This is a genomic window from Acinetobacter guillouiae CIP 63.46 (genome assembly GCF_000368145.1).
Classification (GTDB): Bacteria; Pseudomonadota; Gammaproteobacteria; order Pseudomonadales; family Moraxellaceae; genus Acinetobacter; species Acinetobacter guillouiae.
In genome coordinates, this window is the sequence record NZ_KB849290.1 from 1 (window position 1) to 22,225 (window position 22,225).

17 protein-coding genes, 2 tRNA genes and 3 rRNA genes are annotated in these 22,225 nt (G+C 40.2%); 10 read left to right on the plus strand and 12 right to left on the minus strand.

All coding sequences use genetic code 11. The features are described from left to right. The 5 genes from F981_RS22265 to rrf all read left to right on the plus strand — a co-directional run. A 16S ribosomal RNA gene (locus tag F981_RS22265) occupies positions 1–1,451 on the plus strand; the annotation flags it as partial. 59 nt (positions 1,452–1,510) lie between these two features. After that, positions 1,511–1,587: transfer RNA gene (locus F981_RS22270), tRNA-Ile, on the plus strand. Positions 1,588–1,631: 44 nt separating this feature from the next. Continuing rightward, positions 1,632–1,707: transfer RNA gene (locus F981_RS22275), tRNA-Ala, on the plus strand. Positions 1,708–2,044: 337 nt separating this feature from the next. Continuing rightward, a 23S ribosomal RNA gene (locus F981_RS22280) occupies positions 2,045–4,935 on the plus strand. Positions 4,936–5,102: 167 nt separating this feature from the next. Beyond that, a 5S ribosomal RNA gene (gene rrf, locus F981_RS22285) occupies positions 5,103–5,217 on the plus strand. A 146-nt stretch (positions 5,218–5,363) separates the two neighbouring features. On the opposite strand, the gene F981_RS22290 is transcribed toward rrf, so the two are convergent. After that, positions 5,364–6,737 carry a dihydrolipoyl dehydrogenase gene (locus F981_RS22290; RefSeq protein ID WP_004726474.1) on the minus strand — a complete coding sequence of 458 codons (1,374 nt, stop codon included), beginning with the start codon at positions 6,735–6,737 and terminating at the stop codon, positions 5,364–5,366. Between the two features lie 142 nt (positions 6,738–6,879). On the opposite strand from F981_RS22290, the gene F981_RS22295 reads away from it, so the two are divergent. After that, the gene (locus F981_RS22295; RefSeq protein ID WP_004726476.1) at positions 6,880–8,892 is read left to right on the plus strand and encodes an Ig-like domain-containing protein; all 2,013 of its coding nucleotides are present in this window, start codon (positions 6,880–6,882) and stop codon (positions 8,890–8,892) included. Between the two features lie 342 nt (positions 8,893–9,234). Here the strand turns inward: F981_RS22295 and F981_RS22300 are convergent, their stop codons facing one another. From F981_RS22300 to thyA, 4 genes are all read right to left on the minus strand, one after another. Beyond that, entirely contained in the window at positions 9,235–9,675 is a 441-nt protein-coding gene (locus F981_RS22300) for an META domain-containing protein (RefSeq protein WP_004726478.1), read from the minus strand. 76 nt (positions 9,676–9,751) lie between these two features. Beyond that, a complete protein-coding gene (locus F981_RS22305) occupies positions 9,752–10,813 on the minus strand; it encodes an Lnb N-terminal periplasmic domain-containing protein (RefSeq protein ID WP_004726479.1) in 1,062 nt (353 codons plus the stop codon). A gap of 31 nt (positions 10,814–10,844) precedes the next feature. Further along, positions 10,845–11,357, minus strand: a complete 513-nt coding sequence (locus F981_RS22310; protein WP_004726482.1) for a dihydrofolate reductase — start codon at positions 11,355–11,357, stop codon at positions 10,845–10,847. A 79-nt stretch (positions 11,358–11,436) separates the two neighbouring features. Further along, complete coding sequence (gene thyA / locus F981_RS22315) at positions 11,437–12,279, minus strand: thymidylate synthase (protein ID WP_004726485.1); 843 nt, start codon at positions 12,277–12,279, stop codon at positions 11,437–11,439. 174 nt (positions 12,280–12,453) lie between these two features. Here thyA and F981_RS22320 point away from each other — a divergent pair, with 174 nt between their 5' ends. Then, complete coding sequence (locus tag F981_RS22320) at positions 12,454–13,251, plus strand: YwqG family protein (RefSeq protein WP_004726487.1); 798 nt, start codon at positions 12,454–12,456, stop codon at positions 13,249–13,251. A 408-nt stretch (positions 13,252–13,659) separates the two neighbouring features. Then, positions 13,660–14,187, plus strand: a complete 528-nt coding sequence (locus tag F981_RS22325; protein ID WP_004726489.1) for a hypothetical protein — start codon at positions 13,660–13,662, stop codon at positions 14,185–14,187. Between the two features lie 108 nt (positions 14,188–14,295). On the opposite strand, the gene F981_RS22330 is transcribed toward F981_RS22325, so the two are convergent. The 3 genes from F981_RS22330 to lgt form a co-directional block, all read right to left on the minus strand. Then, positions 14,296–14,667: a hypothetical protein gene (locus F981_RS22330; RefSeq protein WP_004726492.1), complete on the minus strand. Its 372-nt coding sequence runs from the start codon at positions 14,665–14,667 to the stop codon at positions 14,296–14,298. Continuing rightward, positions 14,667–15,053: a hypothetical protein gene (locus F981_RS22335; protein ID WP_004726494.1), complete on the minus strand. Its 387-nt coding sequence runs from the start codon at positions 15,051–15,053 to the stop codon at positions 14,667–14,669. The genes F981_RS22330 and F981_RS22335 overlap by 1 nt, the downstream gene beginning before the upstream one ends. 86 nt (positions 15,054–15,139) lie before the next feature. Next, on the minus strand, positions 15,140–15,958 hold the full coding sequence (gene lgt / locus F981_RS22340; RefSeq protein WP_004726496.1) for a prolipoprotein diacylglyceryl transferase: 819 nt from the start codon (positions 15,956–15,958) through the stop codon (positions 15,140–15,142). Between the two features lie 94 nt (positions 15,959–16,052). Here lgt and F981_RS22345 point away from each other — a divergent pair, with 94 nt between their 5' ends. Then, on the plus strand, positions 16,053–16,835 hold the full coding sequence (locus F981_RS22345; RefSeq protein ID WP_004726498.1) for an NRDE family protein: 783 nt from the start codon (positions 16,053–16,055) through the stop codon (positions 16,833–16,835). 52 nt (positions 16,836–16,887) lie between these two features. Here F981_RS22345 and F981_RS22350 read toward each other — a convergent pair whose 3' ends face one another. From F981_RS22350 to tatA, 4 genes are all read right to left on the minus strand, one after another. Continuing rightward, the gene (locus F981_RS22350) at positions 16,888–19,053 is read right to left on the minus strand and encodes a PhoX family protein (protein ID WP_004726499.1); all 2,166 of its coding nucleotides are present in this window, start codon (positions 19,051–19,053) and stop codon (positions 16,888–16,890) included. Positions 19,054–19,635: 582 nt separating this feature from the next. Then, positions 19,636–20,418 (minus strand): twin-arginine translocase subunit TatC, encoded by a 783-nt coding sequence (gene tatC, locus F981_RS22355; protein ID WP_004726501.1) that lies wholly within the window; start codon positions 20,416–20,418, stop codon positions 19,636–19,638. Next, positions 20,415–20,870 carry a Sec-independent protein translocase protein TatB gene (gene tatB, locus F981_RS22360; protein ID WP_004726503.1) on the minus strand — a complete coding sequence of 152 codons (456 nt, stop codon included), beginning with the start codon at positions 20,868–20,870 and terminating at the stop codon, positions 20,415–20,417. Before tatB ends, tatC begins: the two co-directional genes overlap by 4 nt. A 17-nt stretch (positions 20,871–20,887) precedes the next feature. Beyond that, positions 20,888–21,112, minus strand: coding sequence for a Sec-independent protein translocase subunit TatA (tatA, locus tag F981_RS22365; protein WP_004726505.1), 225 nt, complete (start codon positions 21,110–21,112; stop codon positions 20,888–20,890). 174 nt (positions 21,113–21,286) lie between these two features. Here tatA and F981_RS22370 point away from each other — a divergent pair, with 174 nt between their 5' ends. Then, positions 21,287–22,162, plus strand: a complete 876-nt coding sequence (locus tag F981_RS22370; protein ID WP_004726507.1) for an AEC family transporter — start codon at positions 21,287–21,289, stop codon at positions 22,160–22,162. Positions 22,163–22,225: the final 63 nt, after the last annotated feature.

The window sequence follows — 22,225 nt, forward strand, 5'->3', positions numbered from 1 at the left end:
TGACCTAGCGGCGGACGGGTGAGTAATACTTAGGAATCTGCCTATTAATGGGGGACAACATCTCGAAAGGGATGCTAATACCGCATACGCCCTACGGGGGAAAGCAGGGGATCACTTGTGACCTTGCGTTAATAGATGAGCCTAAGTCGGATTAGCTAGTTGGTGGGGTAAAGGCCTACCAAGGCGACGATCTGTAGCGGGTCTGAGAGGATGATCCGCCACACTGGGACTGAGACACGGCCCAGACTCCTACGGGAGGCAGCAGTGGGGAATATTGGACAATGGGGGGAACCCTGATCCAGCCATGCCGCGTGTGTGAAGAAGGCCTTATGGTTGTAAAGCACTTTAAGCGAGGAGGAGGCTCTCTTGGTTAATACCCAAGATGAGTGGACGTTACTCGCAGAATAAGCACCGGCTAACTCTGTGCCAGCAGCCGCGGTAATACAGAGGGTGCGAGCGTTAATCGGATTTACTGGGCGTAAAGCGTGCGTAGGCGGCTTTTTAAGTCGGATGTGAAATCCCCGAGCTTAACTTGGGAATTGCATTCGATACTGGGAAGCTAGAGTATGGGAGAGGATGGTAGAATTCCAGGTGTAGCGGTGAAATGCGTAGAGATCTGGAGGAATACCGATGGCGAAGGCAGCCATCTGGCCTAATACTGACGCTGAGGTACGAAAGCATGGGGAGCAAACAGGATTAGATACCCTGGTAGTCCATGCCGTAAACGATGTCTACTAGCCGTTGGGGCCTTTGAGGCTTTAGTGGCGCAGCTAACGCGATAAGTAGACCGCCTGGGGAGTACGGTCGCAAGACTAAAACTCAAATGAATTGACGGGGGCCCGCACAAGCGGTGGAGCATGTGGTTTAATTCGATGCAACGCGAAGAACCTTACCTGGTCTTGACATAGTAAGAACTTTCCAGAGATGGATTGGTGCCTTCGGGAACTTACATACAGGTGCTGCATGGCTGTCGTCAGCTCGTGTCGTGAGATGTTGGGTTAAGTCCCGCAACGAGCGCAACCCTTTTCCTTATTTGCCAGCACTTCGGGTGGGAACTTTAAGGATACTGCCAGTGACAAACTGGAGGAAGGCGGGGACGACGTCAAGTCATCATGGCCCTTACGACCAGGGCTACACACGTGCTACAATGGTCGGTACAAAGGGTTGCTACCTAGCGATAGGATGCTAATCTCAAAAAGCCGATCGTAGTCCGGATTGGAGTCTGCAACTCGACTCCATGAAGTCGGAATCGCTAGTAATCGCGGATCAGAATGCCGCGGTGAATACGTTCCCGGGCCTTGTACACACCGCCCGTCACACCATGGGAGTTTGTTGCACCAGAAGTAGGTAGTCTAACCGTAAGGAGGACGCTTACCACGGTGTGGCCGATGACTGGGGTGAAGTCGTAACAAGGTAGCCGTAGGGGAACCTGCGGCTGGATCACCTCCTTAACGAAAGATTGACGATTGGTAAGAATCCACAACAAGTTGTTCTTCATTGATGTATCTGAGGGTCTGTAGCTCAGTTGGTTAGAGCACACGCTTGATAAGCGTGGGGTCACAAGTTCAAGTCTTGTCAGACCCACCAAGTCTACTGAACACAGAAGAGCAGATATATTAAGATCTTAAGCTGGGGACTTAGCTTAGTTGGTAGAGCGCCTGCTTTGCACGCAGGAGGTCAACGGTTCGACTCCGTTAGTCTCCACCACTAATTAAAGACTAAGTGATTACAGAACTTAGTAAGCAGATAGCTTATTAAGTTCTGTGATTTATCACAGTTAACTACTCGCTGACGAGGCGGTAGTGAATCATTAACAGAATATATTTGAGTTGAAATAATTGTTTAAACTCGTTTTAGTTGATATTAGCAAGTAATTGTTAATGTTGAGTGAAATGAGCACTAGCGATAAAACTGAATCAAGCGTTTTGGTATATGAATTAAATTGAAGCTGTATAGTGATTAAGTTCACAGGCAACAAATAGAAGTGATTAAGTTCACATTGTTGATCCTCCTTGTAGGGATTAACGACTGTTTGGGGTTGTATAGTCAAGTAATTAAGTGCATGTGGTGGATGCCTTGGCAGTCAGAGGCGATGAAAGACGTAATAGCCTGCGATAAGCTTCGGGGAGGCGGCAAATATCCTGTGATCCGGAGATTTCTGAATGGGGAAACCCACTTACCATAAGGTAGGTATCGCATGATGAATACATAGTCATGCGAGGCGAACGAGGGGAAGTGAAACATCTCAGTACCCTTAGGAAAAGAAATCAATTGAGATTCCCTCAGTAGCGGCGAGCGAACGGGGATCAGCCCATTAAGTTATATGTGTTTTAGCGGAAAGCTCTGGGAAGTGCTACCGTAGAGGGTGATAGTCCCGTACACGAAAGGGCACATATAATGATGACGAGTAGGGCGAGGCACGTGAAACCTTGTCTGAATATGGGGGGACCATCCTCCAAGGCTAAATACTCCTGACTGACCGATAGTGAACCAGTACCGTGAGGGAAAGGCGAAAAGAACCCCTGTGAGGGGAGTGAAATAGATCCTGAAACCGCATGCATACAAGCAGTGGGAGCCAACTTGTTTGGTGACTGCGTACCTTTTGTATAATGGGTCAGCGACTTATATTCAGTAGCAAGGTTAACCGTATAGGGGAGCCGTAGAGAAATCGAGTCTTAATAGGGCGTTTAGTTGCTGGGTATAGACCCGAAACCGGGTGATCTATCCATGAGCAGGTTGAAGGTTGGGTAACACTAACTGGAGGACCGAACCCACTGTCGTTGAAAAGCCAGGGGATGACTTGTGGATAGGGGTGAAAGGCTAATCAAACTCGGTGATAGCTGGTTCTCCCCGAAAGCTATTTAGGTAGCGCCTCGGACGAATACCATAGGGGGTAGAGCACTGTTTCGGCTAGGGGGTCATCCCGACTTACCAAACCGATGCAAACTCCGAATACCTATGAGTACTATCCGGGAGACAGACTGCGGGTGCTAACGTCCGTAGTCAAGAGGAAAACAATCCAGACCGCCAGCTAAGGCCCCCAAATTATAGTTAAGTGGGAAACGATGTGGGAAGGCATAGACAGCTAGGAGGTTGGCTTAGAAGCAGCCACCCTTTAAAGAAAGCGTAATAGCTCACTAGTCGAGTCGGCCTGCGCGGAAGATGTAACGGGGCTAAAACTATATGCCGAAGCTGCGGATGTATACTATGTATACGTGGTAGGGGAGCGTTCTGTAAGCCGATGAAGGTGTATTGAGAAGTATGCTGGAGGTATCAGAAGTGCGAATGCTGACGTGAGTAACGACAAAACGGGTGAAAAACCCGTTCGCTGAAAGACCAAGGGTTCCAGTCCAACGTTAATCGGGGCTGGGTGAGTCGACCCCTAAGGCGAGGCCGAGAGGCGTAGTCGATGGGAAATTGGTTAATATTCCAATACTTCTGTGTAATGCGATGAGAGGACGGAGAAAGTTAAGTCAGCCTGGCGTTGGTTGTCCAGGTGAAAGGCAGTAGGCATGCATCTTAGGCAAATCCGGGGTGCTCTATGCTGAGAGCTGATAGCAAGCTAGTTTACTAGCGAAGTGGCTGATACTATGCTTCCAGGAAAAGTCTCTAAGCTTCAGTTACACAGGAATCGTACCCGAAACCGACACAGGTGGTCAGGTCGAGTAGACCAAAGCGCTTGAGAGAACTCTGCTGAAGGAACTAGGCAAAATGGTACCGTAACTTCGGGAGAAGGTACGCTGCTGACGGTGATAGGACTTGCTCCTTGAGCTATTGGCAGCCACAGAAACCAGGCCCCTGCAACTGTTTATTAAAAACATAGCACTCTGCAAACACGAAAGTGGACGTATAGGGTGTGATGCCTGCCCGGTGCTGGAAGGTTAATTGATGGGGTTAGCGTAAGCGAAGCTCTTGATCGAAGCCCCAGTAAACGGCGGCCGTAACTATAACGGTCCTAAGGTAGCGAAATTCCTTGTCGGGTAAGTTCCGACCTGCACGAATGGCATAATGATGGGGGCGCTGTCTCCAGCAGAGACTCAGTGAAATCGAAATCGCCGTGAAGATGCGGTGTACCCGCGGCTAGACGGAAAGACCCCGTGAACCTTTACTGCAGCTTGACATTGAACTTTGATCTTACTTGTGTAGGATAGGTGGGAGGCTTTGAAGTAGTGACGCCAGTTGCTATGGAGCCATCCTTGAAATACCACCCTGGTAATATTGAGGTTCTAACTCTGTCCCGTTATCCGGGACGAGGACCATGTCTGGTGGGTAGTTTGACTGGGGCGGTCTCCTCCTAAAGAGTAACGGAGGAGTACGAAGGTGCGCTCAGCGTGGTCGGAAATCACGCGTAGAGTATAAAGGCAAAAGCGCGCTTAACTGCGAGACCCACAAGTCGAGCAGGTACGAAAGTAGGTCTTAGTGATCCGGTGGTTCTGTATGGAAGGGCCATCGCTCAACGGATAAAAGGTACTCTGGGGATAACAGGCTGATACCGCCCAAGAGTTCATATCGACGGCGGTGTTTGGCACCTCGATGTCGGCTCATCTCATCCTGGGGCTGAAGCAGGTCCCAAGGGTATGGCTGTTCGCCATTTAAAGAGGTACGCGAGCTGGGTTTAGAACGTCGTGAGACAGTTCGGTCCCTATCTACCGTGGGCGTTGGAAATTTGAGAGGATCTGCTCCTAGTACGAGAGGACCAGAGTGGACGAACCTCTGGTGTACCGGTTGTGACGCCAGTCGCATCGCCGGGTAGCTATGTTCGGAAGGGATAACCGCTGAAAGCATCTAAGCGGGAAGCCTACCTCAAGATAAGATTTCCCTAGGACTTTATGTCCTCTAAAGAGCCGTTGAAGACTACGACGTTGATAGGTTGGATGTGGAAGTGCGGTGACGCATGAAGCTGACCAATACTAATTGCTCGTGAGGCTTGACTATACAACACCCAAGCAGTTGTATACGAAGCATCATTTGATTCATAAAAGATCAAACATACTTGATTTAGTTGAAAAGCTAGTTACAATACCCAACTCAAATGTTCTGTTAAACTCATTTGGTACGAAGTAAGGCATTTAAATAAGACCCGAACAAGTCCATAACAGTTTGCTGGCGACAATAGCAAGAGTGAACCACCTGATCCCTTCCCGAACTCAGAAGTGAAACCTCTTAGCGCTGATGGTAGTGTGGGGTTACCCATGTGAGAGTAAGTCATCGCCAGCTTTTAAATCTAAAACACCCCGATCTCTAGCGAGAGCGGGGTGTTTTTTTATGCGTGCTGTTGATGGGCTTAATGAAATAGAAATATGCGCAAGAAAATATAAAGGCTCCATTCTAGAAAATAGAGCTTCATTCAATAGGCAAAACCGTTATTTAAGTTGTCTTCGGGCATGTTTTAATGCAGTTCTTAAGCCTTCTTCCAAGGTTGGATGATAAAAAGGTTTTGCTAATATCTCATCAATTGTCAGCTGTTCTGCAATGATCCAAGAGAGTAAGTGGCTCATATGTTCGGCAGACTCAACAAAAAGCTCAGCACCTAAGAGTTTTCTGCTTTGTTGATCTACATAAACTTCAACAGCACCTTTATTTTTACCTAAAACCAATGCGCGACCTTGTTTTTCATAAGAAGCAAAACCTGTAACAAATGCTGTGTCTGATTTTGACAGTGTGGCAAAGTTTTGCCCAGCAATCCCCATTTCTGGACTACAGAACACAATACCTAAAGGTGCTAGGTTATTTAAGTTGTGTATATTGGGAAAATTTAAACAACTTGAAACGATATTTCTTCCTTCATTTGCAGCCTCATGTTGTAAAGGTGTTTGAGTAAAAGCATCACCAATAATAAATATTGGGAAATCAGCCAATTGTTTAGTGGTGTGATGAACTGGTAATTGTTTTAAATCTGAGAATGCCTGATCAATGTTTTCGAGGGACAAAGTTGATAAGTTTGTAGCACGACCAGTCGCATTTAAAATATAGTCAACCTGTATGGATTTAGATTCATTATTTTCGATAAATGATATTTCAACCCCATTTTCAAGATTTTGAATTGAATCAGGTAAAACTTCAAATTTAATATTAAGCTCTTTGGATAATTCTGCTTGAGCGATTTCTTGTAAATTAGGGCTACTAAGCACTCCTACTTTTTTGCTTCTTGCAAAAACAGTCGTATTCACGCCTAAGCGATGCATTGCTTGAGCTAATTCAATTGCAATCACACCACTACCGATCACGGCAATTGACTTAGGCAAAGTCTCAAGTTCAAATACTTCATCCGAAGTGATCAATTTATTGCTTATTTTATTTTTCCAATCCTGGTTATAGGTCGGTGTTGAGCCTACAGCAAGAATAAATGATTTAGATTGATAATGTTTTCCATCGACTTCAACCGTATTTGCATTTACAAATTTAGCTTCGCCATCAAGTTTATGTGCAGCCTCCCAACTTTCTACATCTTTAAGCGTCGCCCGAGCAAAGCGATCACGTAAATCTCTGACATGTTGCATAACTTGAAGTGTATCAATCTCTGCTTTTACCTCTAAAGCGACTTCATTGGCATTTTGAATGTCATACATTCGATTTGCAGTTGAAATGAGAACTTTACTTGGCATACAGCCAACACGGACACAGGTTGTATCCCATGGACCTTTATTGATAATCAGTAAGTTAGAGGTATATTTGATTGCTTCTTTATATGCGCTAATACCCGCTGTTCCTGCGCCGATGATGATGATGTCGTACATGATATAAACCTGATTTTAAATAATAGTAATTACATTAAAAAACATTTTGAAATAGCATATTTACACATATAGATAACTATGATTACATAGCATTCAAAATAATCTACAACAATTTTTGGGGATTCTTAGGTTGAGTAAAATTATGGATACTAGAAAACTTACTGGAAAGTTAAGTGCTATTGCAATTTCTATTTTGTTAGCAAGTTGTGGTGGGGGCGGTGGAGGTTATTATGATAAAAATAATAACGGAACAGACAATGGTAATGGTGGAACTACAGTTGAAGCTGTAAATATTAGTCCAATTACTTTGTTGAATGCAGATTCTGTAGCTACAAACACAATAACAGTTTCTGGTGCTACAGCAAAAGTAAAAGTTACTGATGCCAGTGGAAAAGGAATTAGTGGGGCATTGGTTACTTTTCAAGGTACAGGTGTGGTATTTGGTACTTCAAATGGTGCTGTTTTAACCAATGCCGATGGAGAAGCAAGTATTTCAGTTAAGCCTGAAAATAGTACAGACACTGGTAGTTATCAGTTGACAGCAACAGTGAGTCATAAAGATTCAACTGCAACAACAACACCTTATAATTATTCTCTACAAGCTGCAAATATAACCTTTGAAAACATGGTTGCTGCAAACACCTCACTTGATTCTGGTGGTTCAACGATCATAACGCTTAAAACACAAGATTCAGTGACCAAAAATAATCAAAACAACATCACTGTGAATTTTAGTACAAGTTGCGGTACTTTTGATAACAACGCTGTTGTTTCATCAAATCAAGGTGATGTTGCTGTTACATATAAAGCAATAGATATAAATGGTAAGTTGTGTGAAGGCGGACAAAAGATTATCGCAACAGGCAGTAATGTTTCTGTTTCTAAGTCTGTTGATATACAAATTGCAGCAATTGCAGCCAATTCTTTAGTTTATACAACTGTGGGTAAAGTAAACTTAGTCACTAGAAATAGTGGTTCAGCTTCTTCAGGAAGAATTGAGTTTACTGTTTATGCAAACGGTACGCCTGCAGCGAACCAAGATGTCAACATAGAGTTAACGAAAGCTCCAAGTGATTTAAGTTTTGTTACTGATGGTAATCGAATTCCAAAAACAGTGAAAAGTGATGCATCAGGTAAAGTGAATGTAAATCTTTATCCAGGTAATTTACCTGGACCAGTAGAAATTAAAGCTACATTAGCAAGTAATACAAATATTTTTGTGTTGTCTAAAGAAGTAGCAGTTGCTTCTGGTCGTGTAACACAGAATGGTTTGAGTTTGTCTGTAAGCAAAGTAGCATTAGCTGGTGATGGCGATGGTGATATTTCAACAATTACGGCACGGATGGCTGATCGTGTAGGTAACCCTGTACCAAATGGAACAGTAATTAGTTTTATTTCGGAAGGTGGAAGTATTACTCCAAATTGTGCAACAACGAATGGTGTTTGTTCTGTTAATTTGACTACCCAAAATCCGCGTCCACTTGATAGTCGAGTGAGTGTTTTAGCTTTTGTTGAAGGCGATAAAGAGTATGTGGATGTAGATAATGATAATATGTATACGATTGGCATTGATAAATTAACACAAAATATTGGTGATTTCTTTTTAGATGATAATGAGAATAATCAAAAAGATGAAGGTGAATTTAAATATGTCCGTGGTGCATCTGGTGCAACATGTATTCCGTCTACAATCGCTCAGCCAAATATCGAGGGTACGTGTAATAATCAACTAGATGCTGTATTACGTAAGCAATTACGTTTTGCTTTTTCAAGTGAAACCCCTACATTTGTAGCTCTGAGTGGAGTGAATAGCTCAATGACTCAAGCTTTACCTGGAATATTTACTTTTCAAATGTATGGTAATGGTTTAAAAACAGTTCCAATGCCTTCAGGTACAACAATTTCAGCTACTGCAAAAGATAATACAGATAATAATTTGGCTTGTGAGGCAGAAGTTGTTGGTGGGGCGCTTACTGTTCCAGGTATTATGGATTTACTATTACCAGGCACGTTCCCTCAGAAAGATAATAAGATAGTCACTTACAGTGTCCGTAGTCTGAAATGTGCTGCAGGCGATGAGATTCGTATAACAGTAACAACACCGAATGGAACAATAACGAAACCATTAATTAATGTGGTTAATAGCCTGAATTAATAGGGAAAACAGCGCTTCGGCGCTGTTTTTTTTATTTAACAGATGTTCCCATACTTACCCCAACCGTAGGTCTTACATTCATTGAACTACATGCAGATAGAAGTAGACACGAGATCAAGATAAGGCCAATGACTTTCATAGAAATATCCAAATTTTAAGTTGTTGTTATTCTAATCCTAATGATAAGACGGCGTGTGTAGTAAAATTATTGTCTTTCATTGATTGAGTTAAAAATTTTTATTCAATTTCATTGTTGGTATTGGATTTTATAATTGGAGGTGTTTAAAAGCCTAAAATTTTAAGCTTTTAAACAGGAGTATACAAATAAGTGATTCGGTGATGTTATGGCGTTGTAAATTGCAAAACACGATTGCCATATTGATCGACTAACTTTAACGTTTTGTCATACACTTGATAACCTTTCACCTTATTGAGTGCTTCAGTATAGTCAGCCGCGAGTTTCATAGTGTCTTGACAATACATACGAGTTGAGCCGAGTTGCCCTAAGGTCAAGTGTTGCCCTTTGATCGCATAGGCACCCATAATGCGATTACAGCCATCTGCGCCACTTACCCGTAAATCTGAACCAAATTGAATACTTGGTACGTTGTGAGCATTTGACGTTGCTTTATATTCTGTTGCACCAATATGCGTGAGTGTCCAATTTTTGTTTTGCAACGAACTTAGATTTTGGCTTTGTTGGTCGGCACTTGGTGTAGATGCACATCCAGAAAACAAGAGCGTTGCTGTGATGAATGTGGTTGCGATTATGGATTTAAACATGCGTATTCTCCTAATTTTATCATTATATAAACAAAATTGAGTTAAACCATAAAGACGAGCTGACTAAAGCTATACATTATTGAGCGTGGCCTTCAGGTAAACCAAAACGAATCACTTTAGAAAAGTTATCGCTATTTTGATATTTAAACTGAGCATATTCAGCCGTTCTTGGATTGATATGTGCTTTTTTATACCATTCTTTGATTGACCATTGATGATTTAATGCACCCAAATCATAAAGATAATTGGGTAAATAACCTGAAGCCAATAAACGATAATCTGTTGGTAATTTTTCAGGGGAAATCGCCTGAACCATATCAAAAACCAAAGTTGTACAGTTACTAGTTAGGGTGTTGTACCATTTTGGATGTTCTGCTAAAGCGGAAGATTTCAAAAGATATTCTTCAAATAATGCTTTGGTCTCTGCTTTTGGTAATTGAATCGGGAAAAAATAAACCTGTTCACCTCGAATATTACTTCGTGTATAAACAATATCTTTTTCATCTGCAGCGATTAGGCTTAGCTCGAACTGTCTAAAAAAACCACCAATTGCAGAAAAGTTTTCATTTTTTTCTTTCCGAATTTCAATGGAAAAAACGAGTGGACGTTGATTTAAAAAATCAAAGCTGACCAAGGTATGGGCAATCTGTGGTCCCATCCAATAAGAGGTGATGATATTGACGCCTGTAATCTCATCTAAGTTGTAGCTTCTGGTTTCCCAGCGTTCGTCATATTGATCAGGGGAGTGCCAATTAAAGTTGCGGACATTATGAATCGTGACAAGATTACCTTGCTGCTCATAAGTAAAAATTCTGGAAACTTCTGGACTCCATTGACGATTTTGCTGTGCAGGAATATTAAAGTACCAGATTAAGCTGACAATAAAGGCGATGATATAGATCAGACTGTCAGTTTTTCGGCTAAATATATTTTTAGTAAAATAGATTCCAAAAATACTCAGTGCAAAAATAATCCAAATAGGGATGATGATATAGCTGAAAACTTTTCCTAAGGGGTGTTGAATCCAAATCGCGAAACAAAACCACAGGCTGCTCAATACCACAAATAAGCTAAACAAGGAATGGATTATTCCCATTCCAAGTGTATGCAGTATTGATCTTGTTTTTAAACTATCCATAAGCCACTATTTTTGTTCATAAAGTTCAGTGCTATTTTCGGTATGTTGCAAACTCAAAAGCAATAGCTGTTTTGTCATCAACATGTGACTCACTCGCAACTTTTTTAAATTCCGCTGGAATTTCTGGATAATACGCATCACCTTGTACATCGAGCTCAATGTGGGTGAGCTCTAAACGATCGGCAATGTGCATAGTTTGTTTAAAAATTTCACCACCACCAATGATAAAGATACTGGCAGGTTTTTCTGATGCCAATACATCAGGAATGGCTTGCTCCAAAGCAGCATCTATACTATGGGCCGTTTTAACACCAGCAAAGTTCCAGTCTTGATCACGGGTAATCACCCAATTAACACGTTTAGGTAATGCACGTCCCATCGATTCAAGCGTTTTACGTCCCATCACCACAACACCACCTTGGGTGATTTCTTTGAAGTGTTTAAGATCTGCTGAAATATGCCATGGAAGATCATTCGCTTTACCAATGCAGCGTTGTTGATCCATTGCAACGACATGCACAATTTCAAAGTTTTTAAATGTCATAATGAATTCGCTTATTATCCATTGGAAAATTTTCCCTCCTATTGCAAGGAGGGAATAAGGAAAGACTGAATTAAAATATTTAAACAGCTACAGGTGCTTTAATTGCAGGATGTGACTCATAACCTGTAATTTCAATATCTTCAAATTTAAAGTCAAAAATATCCTTAATTTCAGGATTTAACTTGAGTTGACACAATGGTAAGGGGTCACGTGTTAACTGAAGTTTTGCTTGTTCAAAATGGTTAACATATAAATGTGTATCACCGCCAGTCCAGACAAAATCACCTACGCCTAAACCACAAACTTGAGCAACCATATGAGTCAGTAGAGCATAGCTGGCAATATTAAATGGCACCCCTAAGAAAACATCTGCACTACGTTGATAAAGTTGGCAAGACAACTTTCCATCCTGCACAAAAAATTGGAATAAAGTGTGGCATGGCGGTAAGGCAACTTTACCTGCTTCATTTGGATTCCAGCCAGACACAATCAAACGACGTGAGTTTGGATTGGTCTTGATTTCATTGACCAACCAACTGATTTGGTCAAAACCATCATTTTCAAACAAACCATTGTCTTTTTGCGTTGCGCCAAAGTTACGCCATTGATGACCATAGACTGGGCCCAATTCACCCTCAGGACGTCCAAAACGGGCAGTTTGTTCAGCGGTAGACCATTCATCCCAGATCGAAACTTTATTGTCTTTTAAATATTGAACGTTGGTGTCGCCTTTTAGGAACCACAGCAGTTCAATCACAATGGAGCGGAAATGAACTTTTTTAGTGGTCAGTAGCGGAAACCCTTTTGACAAGTCAAAACGCATTTGATGACCAAATACAGAACGAGTACCTGTACCAGTACGATCACCTTTGTCACCGCCATCGTCTAGGATATGTTGTAGAAGGTCTAAATACGCTTTCATATAGTTTCCAATTTGGGGAGTTTATACGACACAAATGACAGATTATGTCGCATGATTACCCATTCGTAATGTTTCTGAATAGCTTCAGAGTTTATACTAATCTCACTTTCTTTTTAAGCTAGATTATTTTCTGTTTTGCATCCATCTAACATCTAAAACTAAGAGTATTTGAAAATGAGTATAAATTTGAATGAGCTCCCAGCATGTTTACAGCCTTATAAAACGCAAATTATTGCGACAAAAAAAGACAGTATAGAAATAACATTACTGCCTGCTGAAGATTTACAGATTTGGCAAAGCAACGTGGGTGGAAATCCTTATTTACCTGTAGGAAAGCAATATCCGCAGAGCGCGGAGGGGGATGACTTACAATTATTGGCGCAGATCAATTTTGCAGAATTGCCAGAAAATCAACATTATCCAAAGTCTGGAATTTTACAGTTTTTTATCAATCCGCATGATGATTTATATGGTCTCAATTTTGATGATCAAAAAAAGCAAGATGGTTTTCGCGTGGTTTTTTATGACAAGATTGAGCAAGATCTTGCACTTTTACAAAGCGATTTTCCAAGTTTTGATGATGACGATATTTATAGTCCTATCGCAGGGCAATCTGCAATTCAGTTTGAGAAGGCTGAAAGCTATATTGATATGAACAATTTTGATTTTGCCCAAAAAGTCACAGACCCTTATGAAAGAGACGATGAAGAAGAGTTTTGTGATGAATACAGTGAAGTTTTTTCAGCAAGCGGACAACGTTTAGGCGGATATCCATTTTTTACTCAATCTGATCCACGTGAATACAATGAATCTATTCAAGATTATATTTTGCTGCTGCAGATTGATACAGGTGAAGCTGAAGGTATTGAGATCATGTGGGGCGACTCAGGTGTAGGGAACTTCTTTATTCATCCTGATGATCTTGAAAAAAGAGATTTCTCTAAAGTGGTGTATAACTGGGATTGTTATTAAGCACCGACAGCATAATTTCTAAAAAAGCTGATGTTGATAACGTCAGCTTTTTATTAAAAAAATCTTTCTTTAGCATACGATTTTGCTGTATTTATAAAACAAAAGTGTGACTGAATTGACAGTTTAATGTGTTGATTAAATTAAGAAAATATTTTAATGATACGGCCGAGTAAACTTTTATTGATTAAATTTTAAACAAACAAACCTAAATGATGAATTGTGTAATGTCAGCAGTTTCAGTAGCTTGAGGCGTTACAAATGAGATTTATTAACACTTACATATTTTTTTACATGTTTTAAGTCTACATTTTAAGAATTGCTGATTACTATTCATGGCTTGTGAAAAGTTGTTATTGGTTTAAACAAGGTGGTTTGAATCAATTCAAAAGGGCAGTTTGAGGACAATGCATGATTTACGACCACAATGTTAATATGAATGAATACGTGAATCCCACGGTTCATATTCAGATTCGATCGGAAAATCAAAATAATAATTTTCGACCAGATGAATATTTAAAGAATAAAGCATTTGAAACTTTTAAAAATCAAACTGAAGCATTTAAGAAAGAAAGCTTAATCGATATTAGCAAATTTACTGAAAAACTTGTCAGTATGTCACGTAGTACTACTGCACATCGTTGTGCAAGATATGTGCGTATAGCGCTTGAATCAGCTGGTGCACGTTTTTCTGATCATCCTGTTGCGGCTTCAGATTGGGGTTCGACTTTAACTGAGATTGGTTATAAGCAAATCCGTCCTGACTTTGATAATCCTCAAGAAGGTGATATTTATATCATCAACAGTACCAGTCGCCATCGTTATGGCCATATTGCCGGATTTACAGGTTCTCAATGGGTTTCTGATTTTAGACAACGTAGTTACGATGTGTATAAAGACCCAAATGTAACCTATGAATATTATCGTTTAGCTGCTTAGTTATACAGTCAAAATCATTTAATCCATTACGGATTAAAAGATAAAAAAGGAAGCTTTTGGAATGAAAGGCTTCCTTTTTTATTACTATGCTTTTTTACTACACCACCTTTAGTCAAAACGTTTTGCGCGATTTTGATAAATTGACATGATAAATAGACCCAATGCAGCAAAGCCAACCGCTTGAATCGAGGTCAATATTTTATGTTGTGCGGGTAAAAAAGCCATTAAAAGCATAAGTGCAAGCAATGGGTAGATTGAAAATAAAATTTTAAAACCTTGAGCATAGACATTATGTTGAGCAATTTTTAGCCCCAGCATTCTTAATAAATGCGTAGAGATTCCAATTGCTAAACATATCACGGTAAACGTTGGACTTAACTTCTCAATCGTGGCGCAATAATAAATTATCACACAGGTTAAGATTGAGATGATCACTTTCATTTCACGGCTACAGCGCGCTGAATACCAAAAATCTAACATTATTTAGACGCTTGTTCAGATGAGTTTTTATTGAGTAGGGAGAGTGGTGAAAAAATACAAACCGCTAGGGCCATAAAGCCAATACCTTGAGCGCCTGGGATTAAAATTTCACCATTGTTCATGTTTTTAAAAACCAATGCCAAAACTAAAGCCAGTGGAATCCAGGTCAATAAACGATAAAGAAATCCTGTTGGGCGTTGGGCTGCAAAATGAACCTTACAGTAACGACAAATCAGAAAAATAATACCTGTACCTGCAAAAAGTAAAATATTATCAAGGGTTAAAGGCTGGTACCAATATAGTCCAATACTGACTAGTGCCAATAAAATAAGAAAAATGAGCTTCTTTGCAACCGCGACTTTAGGATCAAACCAAAATTCAAGCATAGTGATTTCGTTTAAATTGGATAATGATAATTTAGCATAAAAAAGGTGAAGCTTAGCTTCACCTTTTTAAACTTAGCCCATAAGGCTTAAGTATTTTTTTGTGGACCCCAGTCAAAAATTTTCTTTTGGTAAGCGTACCAAATCAACCACAATCCAATCAGAATCATTGGGAATGAAAGGATTTGACCTTTGGTCATCCAGCCAAACAGGATATAACCTTGATCAGCATCAGGTTCACGGAAGAATTCCATAAAGAATCGAGCACAGCCATAACCCATTAGAAAGATTGCAGATACGGCATAACGTGGGCGTGGTTTAGCACTATAGAACCATAGAATAAGGAACAGCAGCAGTCCTTCACACAGCGCTTGATAGAGCTGAGATGGATGACGAACCAAATGTAGTGGATCAGTCGGGAAGATCATACCTAGCGCAAAGTTAGGGTCAGAAACTTGACGACCATATAATTCACCACCGATGAAGTTACCAATTCGACCAAACATCAAGCCCGTCGGTACACAGGGCGCAATGAAGTCCAGGGTTTCAAACCAAGTTTTCTTATATTTATGACACCACAAAAGCATGGCGATCATTACACCAAGGAAGCCCCCATGGAAACTCATACCACCAGTCCAGACTTTAAATAGCCAGATAGGATCTGCTAAAAATTTGCCAAACTCGTAAAATAAAACATAGCCTACACGACCACCGAGCACAACTCCAAGTGCGCCAAAGAACACCAGATCTGAAACCATTTCAGAGTTCCAGTCAGCACGTTGTTTCGCGCGATAAGTAGCAAGTCCCCAAGCACATAAAAATGCCAAGAGATACATCAGTCCATACCAATGGACGTTGAGTGGACCCAGTGATATCGCAATTGGGTCAATATTCGGGTAGGTGAGCATTCCTAATCCTTGATTTTCTATTTTGCACAGATTTTAGCTGAAACATATTAAAAATGTTGTACATTCAATGTGTAAACTTCATGGAATGTATTTTATGTGTATTGTGGCATTGGCTTGGCAAGTTTTGGATGATTTACCTGTTTGTTTAATTTCAAATCGTGACGAATTCTACCATCGTCCAAGCACTCAATTACAGTCATGGTCCAACAGTCCGATTATTGCAGGGCAAGATTTGCAATCCGGCGGGACATGGATGGGGGTCACACCACAGGGACGTTGGGCAGTGATTACCAATTATCGTGATGGTGCTGATAAACAAACTTATCCGACGACACGAGGCTATTTGATTCAAGCCTTTTTAGAGTCAGATCAAACACCGATTCGTTTTGCACAAGCACTGGAAAAGCAGCAAAGAGATTATGCGGGTTTTAACTTATTTGTGGGTGATCGACAGCAAGCTGTTTATATGAGTAATCGTGGTGAAGCCCCACAAGTATTATCCCAAGGTGTATTTGTCGTTTCAAACGGCTTGATGTCAGACGATTGGGAAAAAACTAAGCATTTACGTAAACGCTTTACCCAAGAATTTTTACCCATGCTGCAAGTTCCTGCTATCCCTGAACAAGATCTACAATTCGCTGTTTGGGATATTTTAGAAGATGAACGAAAAATTATTCCTGATTTACTGCCCAATACTGGAATTAATCCTGAGATGGAAGCGTTGTTGTCTTCAACATTTATTCAAAGTCCAATTTATGGGACACGCTGTTCCAACTTTTTAAGAATAAGCAGTACGCAGATTGATTGGATCGAAAAAACACAACAAGGTGAACATATGGGTGAGTTAGTCGAGATTAAGCGCGCTATTGAAAAATAAAAAGCCATAGCAACTTTCATCACTATGGCTTTAAAAGAATAAATTTAGTTGATTAGCCAGCAATTACACCGCCATCTTTACGAGTAATGACGACAGTTGCAGAGCGCGGGCGAGCGGTCTTATTGCTTGGATCTTTTTGTGAGGCAGGCCAGTTACTTGATGGCTTATCAAAGCTAGGTGAGTCTTCACCAGGATGCTGAACATTGATAAAAATGGCTTTGTAGTCGGGTGTCATGGTGACACCCGTGATTTCACATTGTTTTGGGCCTGTTAGGAAGCGACGCAGGTTTTCATCAGTGACTTGTTTACCCACGATCGTTTCTTGCCCAGCAGATGATATTGCTTTTGCGCCATCACCGACTTTACCAGGCAGTGCAGCAAGCATCATACAGTTGGTGGTATCTGTATAAGCACCATCATCCGTTTGAATCCAAAGTACACCACGTGGATCGAACCACATACCATCTGGCGAAGATAAATCATTGTTATCATTTAACCCAGATAAGTTGATGTTACTGGCCATTTTTGCTTCGGCACCAAAGAGGTAGATATCCCAAGTAAAGCTTTCAGCTGTGGTTTTATTATCTTTTTCATGGAAGCGGATAATGTGACCATTTACATTGCCTTTACCGCCTTCTGGGTCGCTATAGTTTCGTGGATTTGCGGCATCTAATGCATGTGCTGTACCACGGTTCGAGTTATTGGTTAAGGTGACATAGACTTCACCATTCTCAGGGTTCACCGCAACCCATTCTGGACGATCCATTTTGGTGGCTTTGACCGAATCACCGGCTAAACGTGCAAAAGTAGTGACATCGGCTTGAGATTTAAAAGGATAGACGGTATTGCTATCATTTAAACCGTTTTTACCGTATGCCAATTCAATCCATTTACCTGTACCATCATTATTGAATTGCGCAACATATAGCTTGCCACTGTTCATATATTTATCACCAGCGCGATAGCCACCATTGACATCTTTTGCATCCCACTTCGCATCAGATACAAATTTGTAGATATATTCGCCACGTGAGTCATCGCCCATATAGAAGGCCAGATTTTCCCCTTCGATTAAACGGCTTGAACGACAGTCTTCATGTGCAAAGCGACCTAAAGATGTACGTTTAACTGGGTTTGAACGACTATCGAATGGATCGATTTCAACAATCCAACCAAAGGTATTTGCGCCGTTGCGATAATCTTTGTCTGCTGAGTCAGCGGTAATTGAAGAGTTCCAACGGTCATATAAGTCTTGGCTCTCGATTGCCCCAATCGCAGTTTCCCAGCCATAACGTGAGCTGGCACCATCTTTTAAACCATAGCGATTCAGTGCGATGATTTCAGCCGCACTACGTTTTGCATCGTCACCTTTATTACGCACAAAGTATCCAATAAAGTTTTCTTCTGTGGTGAGGTAAGTCCCCCAAGGTGTGTAACCATTACCACAGTTATTATGTGTGCCACGTGTTTGCTTTGCTGAGCTTGAGTATTTGGTTTTCACCAAGTCTGAACCCGCAACTGTACCTGCAAAGTCCATGACCGTTGACGCTGTAATACGGCGATTAAATGGAGAGCTTTTAACAATCTCTACTTTTTGTGTGGTTGCATCTTTTTTTAATTCAATGACGGAAACACCGTGTGCATTGACTTCACGAATTACTTCATCTTCTGGGCGACGGCCATTTACTTTTGTTGCACCTTTAGGATGTAAGAAGGTTTGATTAATGTATTCATGGTTCATGACCAATAAGCCACGGTTTGAGGCTTTCGCATCATATTTAGAGCTATTGGAATTTAAGCCAAAATAGCTCATACCATCATGACAATCGCCTGAACGCGCTGTAAAGCTGACCCCTGAAGGAACATTGTTATCATCCCAGTCAGGGATCGTTTGCATTAATGGATCACCTAAAGCATAAAGCACATTTGCTTCATAACCAGCAGGAACAGTGACGATGTCATTGAGGTTTTTTGCAACAGGGTTAAAGGTGAATTTTTCAGGTTTTTTAACAGTCGTTGTTGGGGTTGAGTTATTGTCATCGTCGTCATTACAGCCGACTAGGCTCGATGCTAAAGCGAGAGCAGCTGCACCACTTGCTGTTTTTGTAATTAAACTACGACGAGAAATCCGTTGTTCTAAAATGTCACGGAAATGTGTGTTATTCGAAGTATTGTTATCTAACTCTTGATTTTCATGATATGGCGTGAGGTCTGTCATACGATTCCCTTTGGCTTTAAGTCTTGTTTAAATGTGATTTTGATTCAGCTTAAAAACATACAGAACAAATGTGTAAGATCTCTTACTCTTATATTTAATATTGGTTAAATTTAATCTTATTTTAAGAAAGTAATAGGATTGTCATATTTGTATTTAGATAATTACTGTGCTGTTCAATTTCTATAAAGATTGAGATATGACTGATTGAGCTTGATATGTGCTTGGTGAATTGAATCAACAGGATTAACTTGTAGTTGTTTTTTAAATAGAGATATTTCATAAAGAGATTTTAATAATAGACTTCTTTTCTAAGCGCTTATTAAAAGCATAGATCGACATAAAATCCCCCTCATCCTAACCTTCTCACGAGGGGAGAAGGAACTTTTAATCGCAATATAATTCACTCAACATGATCACTTTTGACTTATGAAATAGATCTAATGTATTCGAATAAAAGGGCTGAAGATTAAGCGACAGACTTATTTTTATAGTTGTTTCTAAAAAGAATTTAACACTCTTAAAAATAAAAAATGACCTCAAAAGAAGTCATTTAAATATTAAAAAGCTTTTTTATTTTGATACTTAAGCATCTACAGTTTTACGTTTTTCAATTACTTTACCCAGCAATAAACCCAGCTCAAATAGCATCCACATTGGAATTGCGAGCATGATCATTGAAATTGCATCTGGTGGGGTAATAAACATAGATACGAAGAAACATCCCACCACGATAAAGCGGCGCTTTTCAGCCAATGTTTTAGTGGTGACGAAACCAACTAAAATTAACACTAAAGTAATGATCGGGATTTCAAAGGTTACGCCAAAGACCAAGAATAATTTTAGGCAGAAGCTTAAATAACTATTGATGTCCGTCATTGGCGCGACGGTTTCTGGTGAAACACTGATAAAGAAATGTAGGATAGATGGCAATGCAATAAAGTAAGCAAAAGCAATCCCTGAATAAAACAGCACGATACTGCCGAACAACAATGGAAATGCTAGATTTTTTTCTTTTTCGTATAATGCAGGTTTAATAAACGCCCAAAGTTGATAGATGATAAAGGGCATCGCCAGCATTAGTGCAATAAAGAAGTTTAACTTAAACGGCGCCATGAAGGTTGCTGTAACATCAGTTGCAATCATGGTTGAGGTTGCAGGTAATTGTTTTCTGAGTGGTTCTGATAACGCAATATAGGTCTTATTGGCAAATGGCAATAAACAAAAAAATATAGCGATGAGCGCGCCAACAATTTTAAATAAATGCTTACGTAACACCATCAGGTGTTGAGTAATCGGCATTGCATCTAAAGCTGGCGTCTCGGTAGACGAGGCATCATGTACTTGTGGTGCTAATGAGTCGCTCATACAGCCACCTTCAATTGCGGTACTTCTTTAACAAGAACAATTTGTGGTCGAGTTACAGTACAGTTTTGTTTATCTAACCAAGTCTTTGACATATAAATAGCGGGGACCGTAATATCAAGTTTATGATAAGTGGTGTGAGTTTTTTTATTGTCTGTTGTTACTAGATAACTTTCTTGTTCTACAGCAATTTTTTGTTGTTGTAACTCTTGCATTTGAGCCTGCATTTTTTGTTCAAGTTCTTGAATTTTTTGCATCTCTTGTTGCATTTGTTCTCTAAATTCAGAAAGACGTAATTCACGGTCGATGTCATTTTGGACACTACTAATTGCACGTTTAAATTTGCTATACCATTTGGCAGCAAAACGCGCAGCTTCAGGAAGTTTATCTGGTCCCAATACCAAGAGCGCAATGATCCCAAACACTAACAGTTCTGAAAATCCAACATCTAACATGATCTACGCCTCACCGATTAGTGTTTTACTGTAGAGTTCACATCAGTATTGCTAGTTTGATGTTCTAGTGTACGCGTTTCAGTCAGTGAAGCAGTTGTTGCCTCTTCTTCTTTAATCGATTTCTTAAAATCTTTTACGGCACCACCAACATCTTTACCTAAGTTTTTCAGCTTTGATGTACCAAATAGTAGAATCACAACAATTGCAAAAATAAGTACATGCCAAATCGATAATCCAGCCATAGTTTTAACTCCTATTTAATAACAGCTATAACAACAGTTATCCATGACAAAAAAGTGACACTAATATTTCAATTTAAAGACAGGCAATATTTATAAATTATTTTGATATGTTAAACGTCATCTATATTTGGAAAATGCTAGTATGTTCATGATTTGAGAATAAGGTGTAGTATTGTGGCTTTGTTATTTCCAGTTTTATCATTTATCTGTGGGCTGATACTGGCGAATAGCAAATTTTCAGTAAACTTAAAATCACTCATGTCTTTGCTGTTGGCTCGCTTATTTATCCCGATTGTGATTATTTACAATATGGTATTTTATAAATCGGGCAGTATTGCTTTAATTTTATTTGCTTTTTTCTCATGCTTTACGCTTTTCTTTATTTATCTCACGCTGTCTAAAGATCGTTTAGCTTCATTGTGTTTTAGCTATACCAATATGGCATGGCTCGGCTTTCCGATTGCCTTGGCTATATTTGGTCCAGACAATAGTATGCTGATGATACCGCTCTATATCGGGGTTTCAATTTTTGGAAACTCTTGGGCTGTGACTTCGGTAAGTTCAGCCCCGCAATCCAAACAATTGCTTATCAAAAAAGTACTGCAATCGCCACCTGTGATTGCCTTGATCATTGCAGGGCTTTTACGTTGTTTTGATGTGCAACAGTTTCAGACAAATGATTGGATTAATTGGATTTATACTCTGGCTAAATGGAGTATGAGTTTTACCGGTATGTGTGTATTGGGGATGTGGTTAAGAAAAACCAAAGTCCATATCGAGGATTTACTGTCCAGTACTAAGCTTGCAATATTAAAGTTAGTTTGTGGTGTTGTATTGTGCAGTCTAGCTTATTTCTTTTTACCTGTTCCACAGATCCATCAATATATTGGGGTGATGTTTTTACTGTTTTGTTTACCGCCAGCTGCCAATATTGTCGCATTGGAAACCCACTATCAAGGCACTGGGGTTTCAGCAAAATATATTGCTTCGGGAACGATAGTCAGTTGTGTGGTATGCGTCCTATATGGTGTGTTGATTCATTTTTTATAGTTTTATCGGTTGATTGGTTTATTTTGCTTCGTTTTAGATAAGTTTTAGCGATATCCATCATAT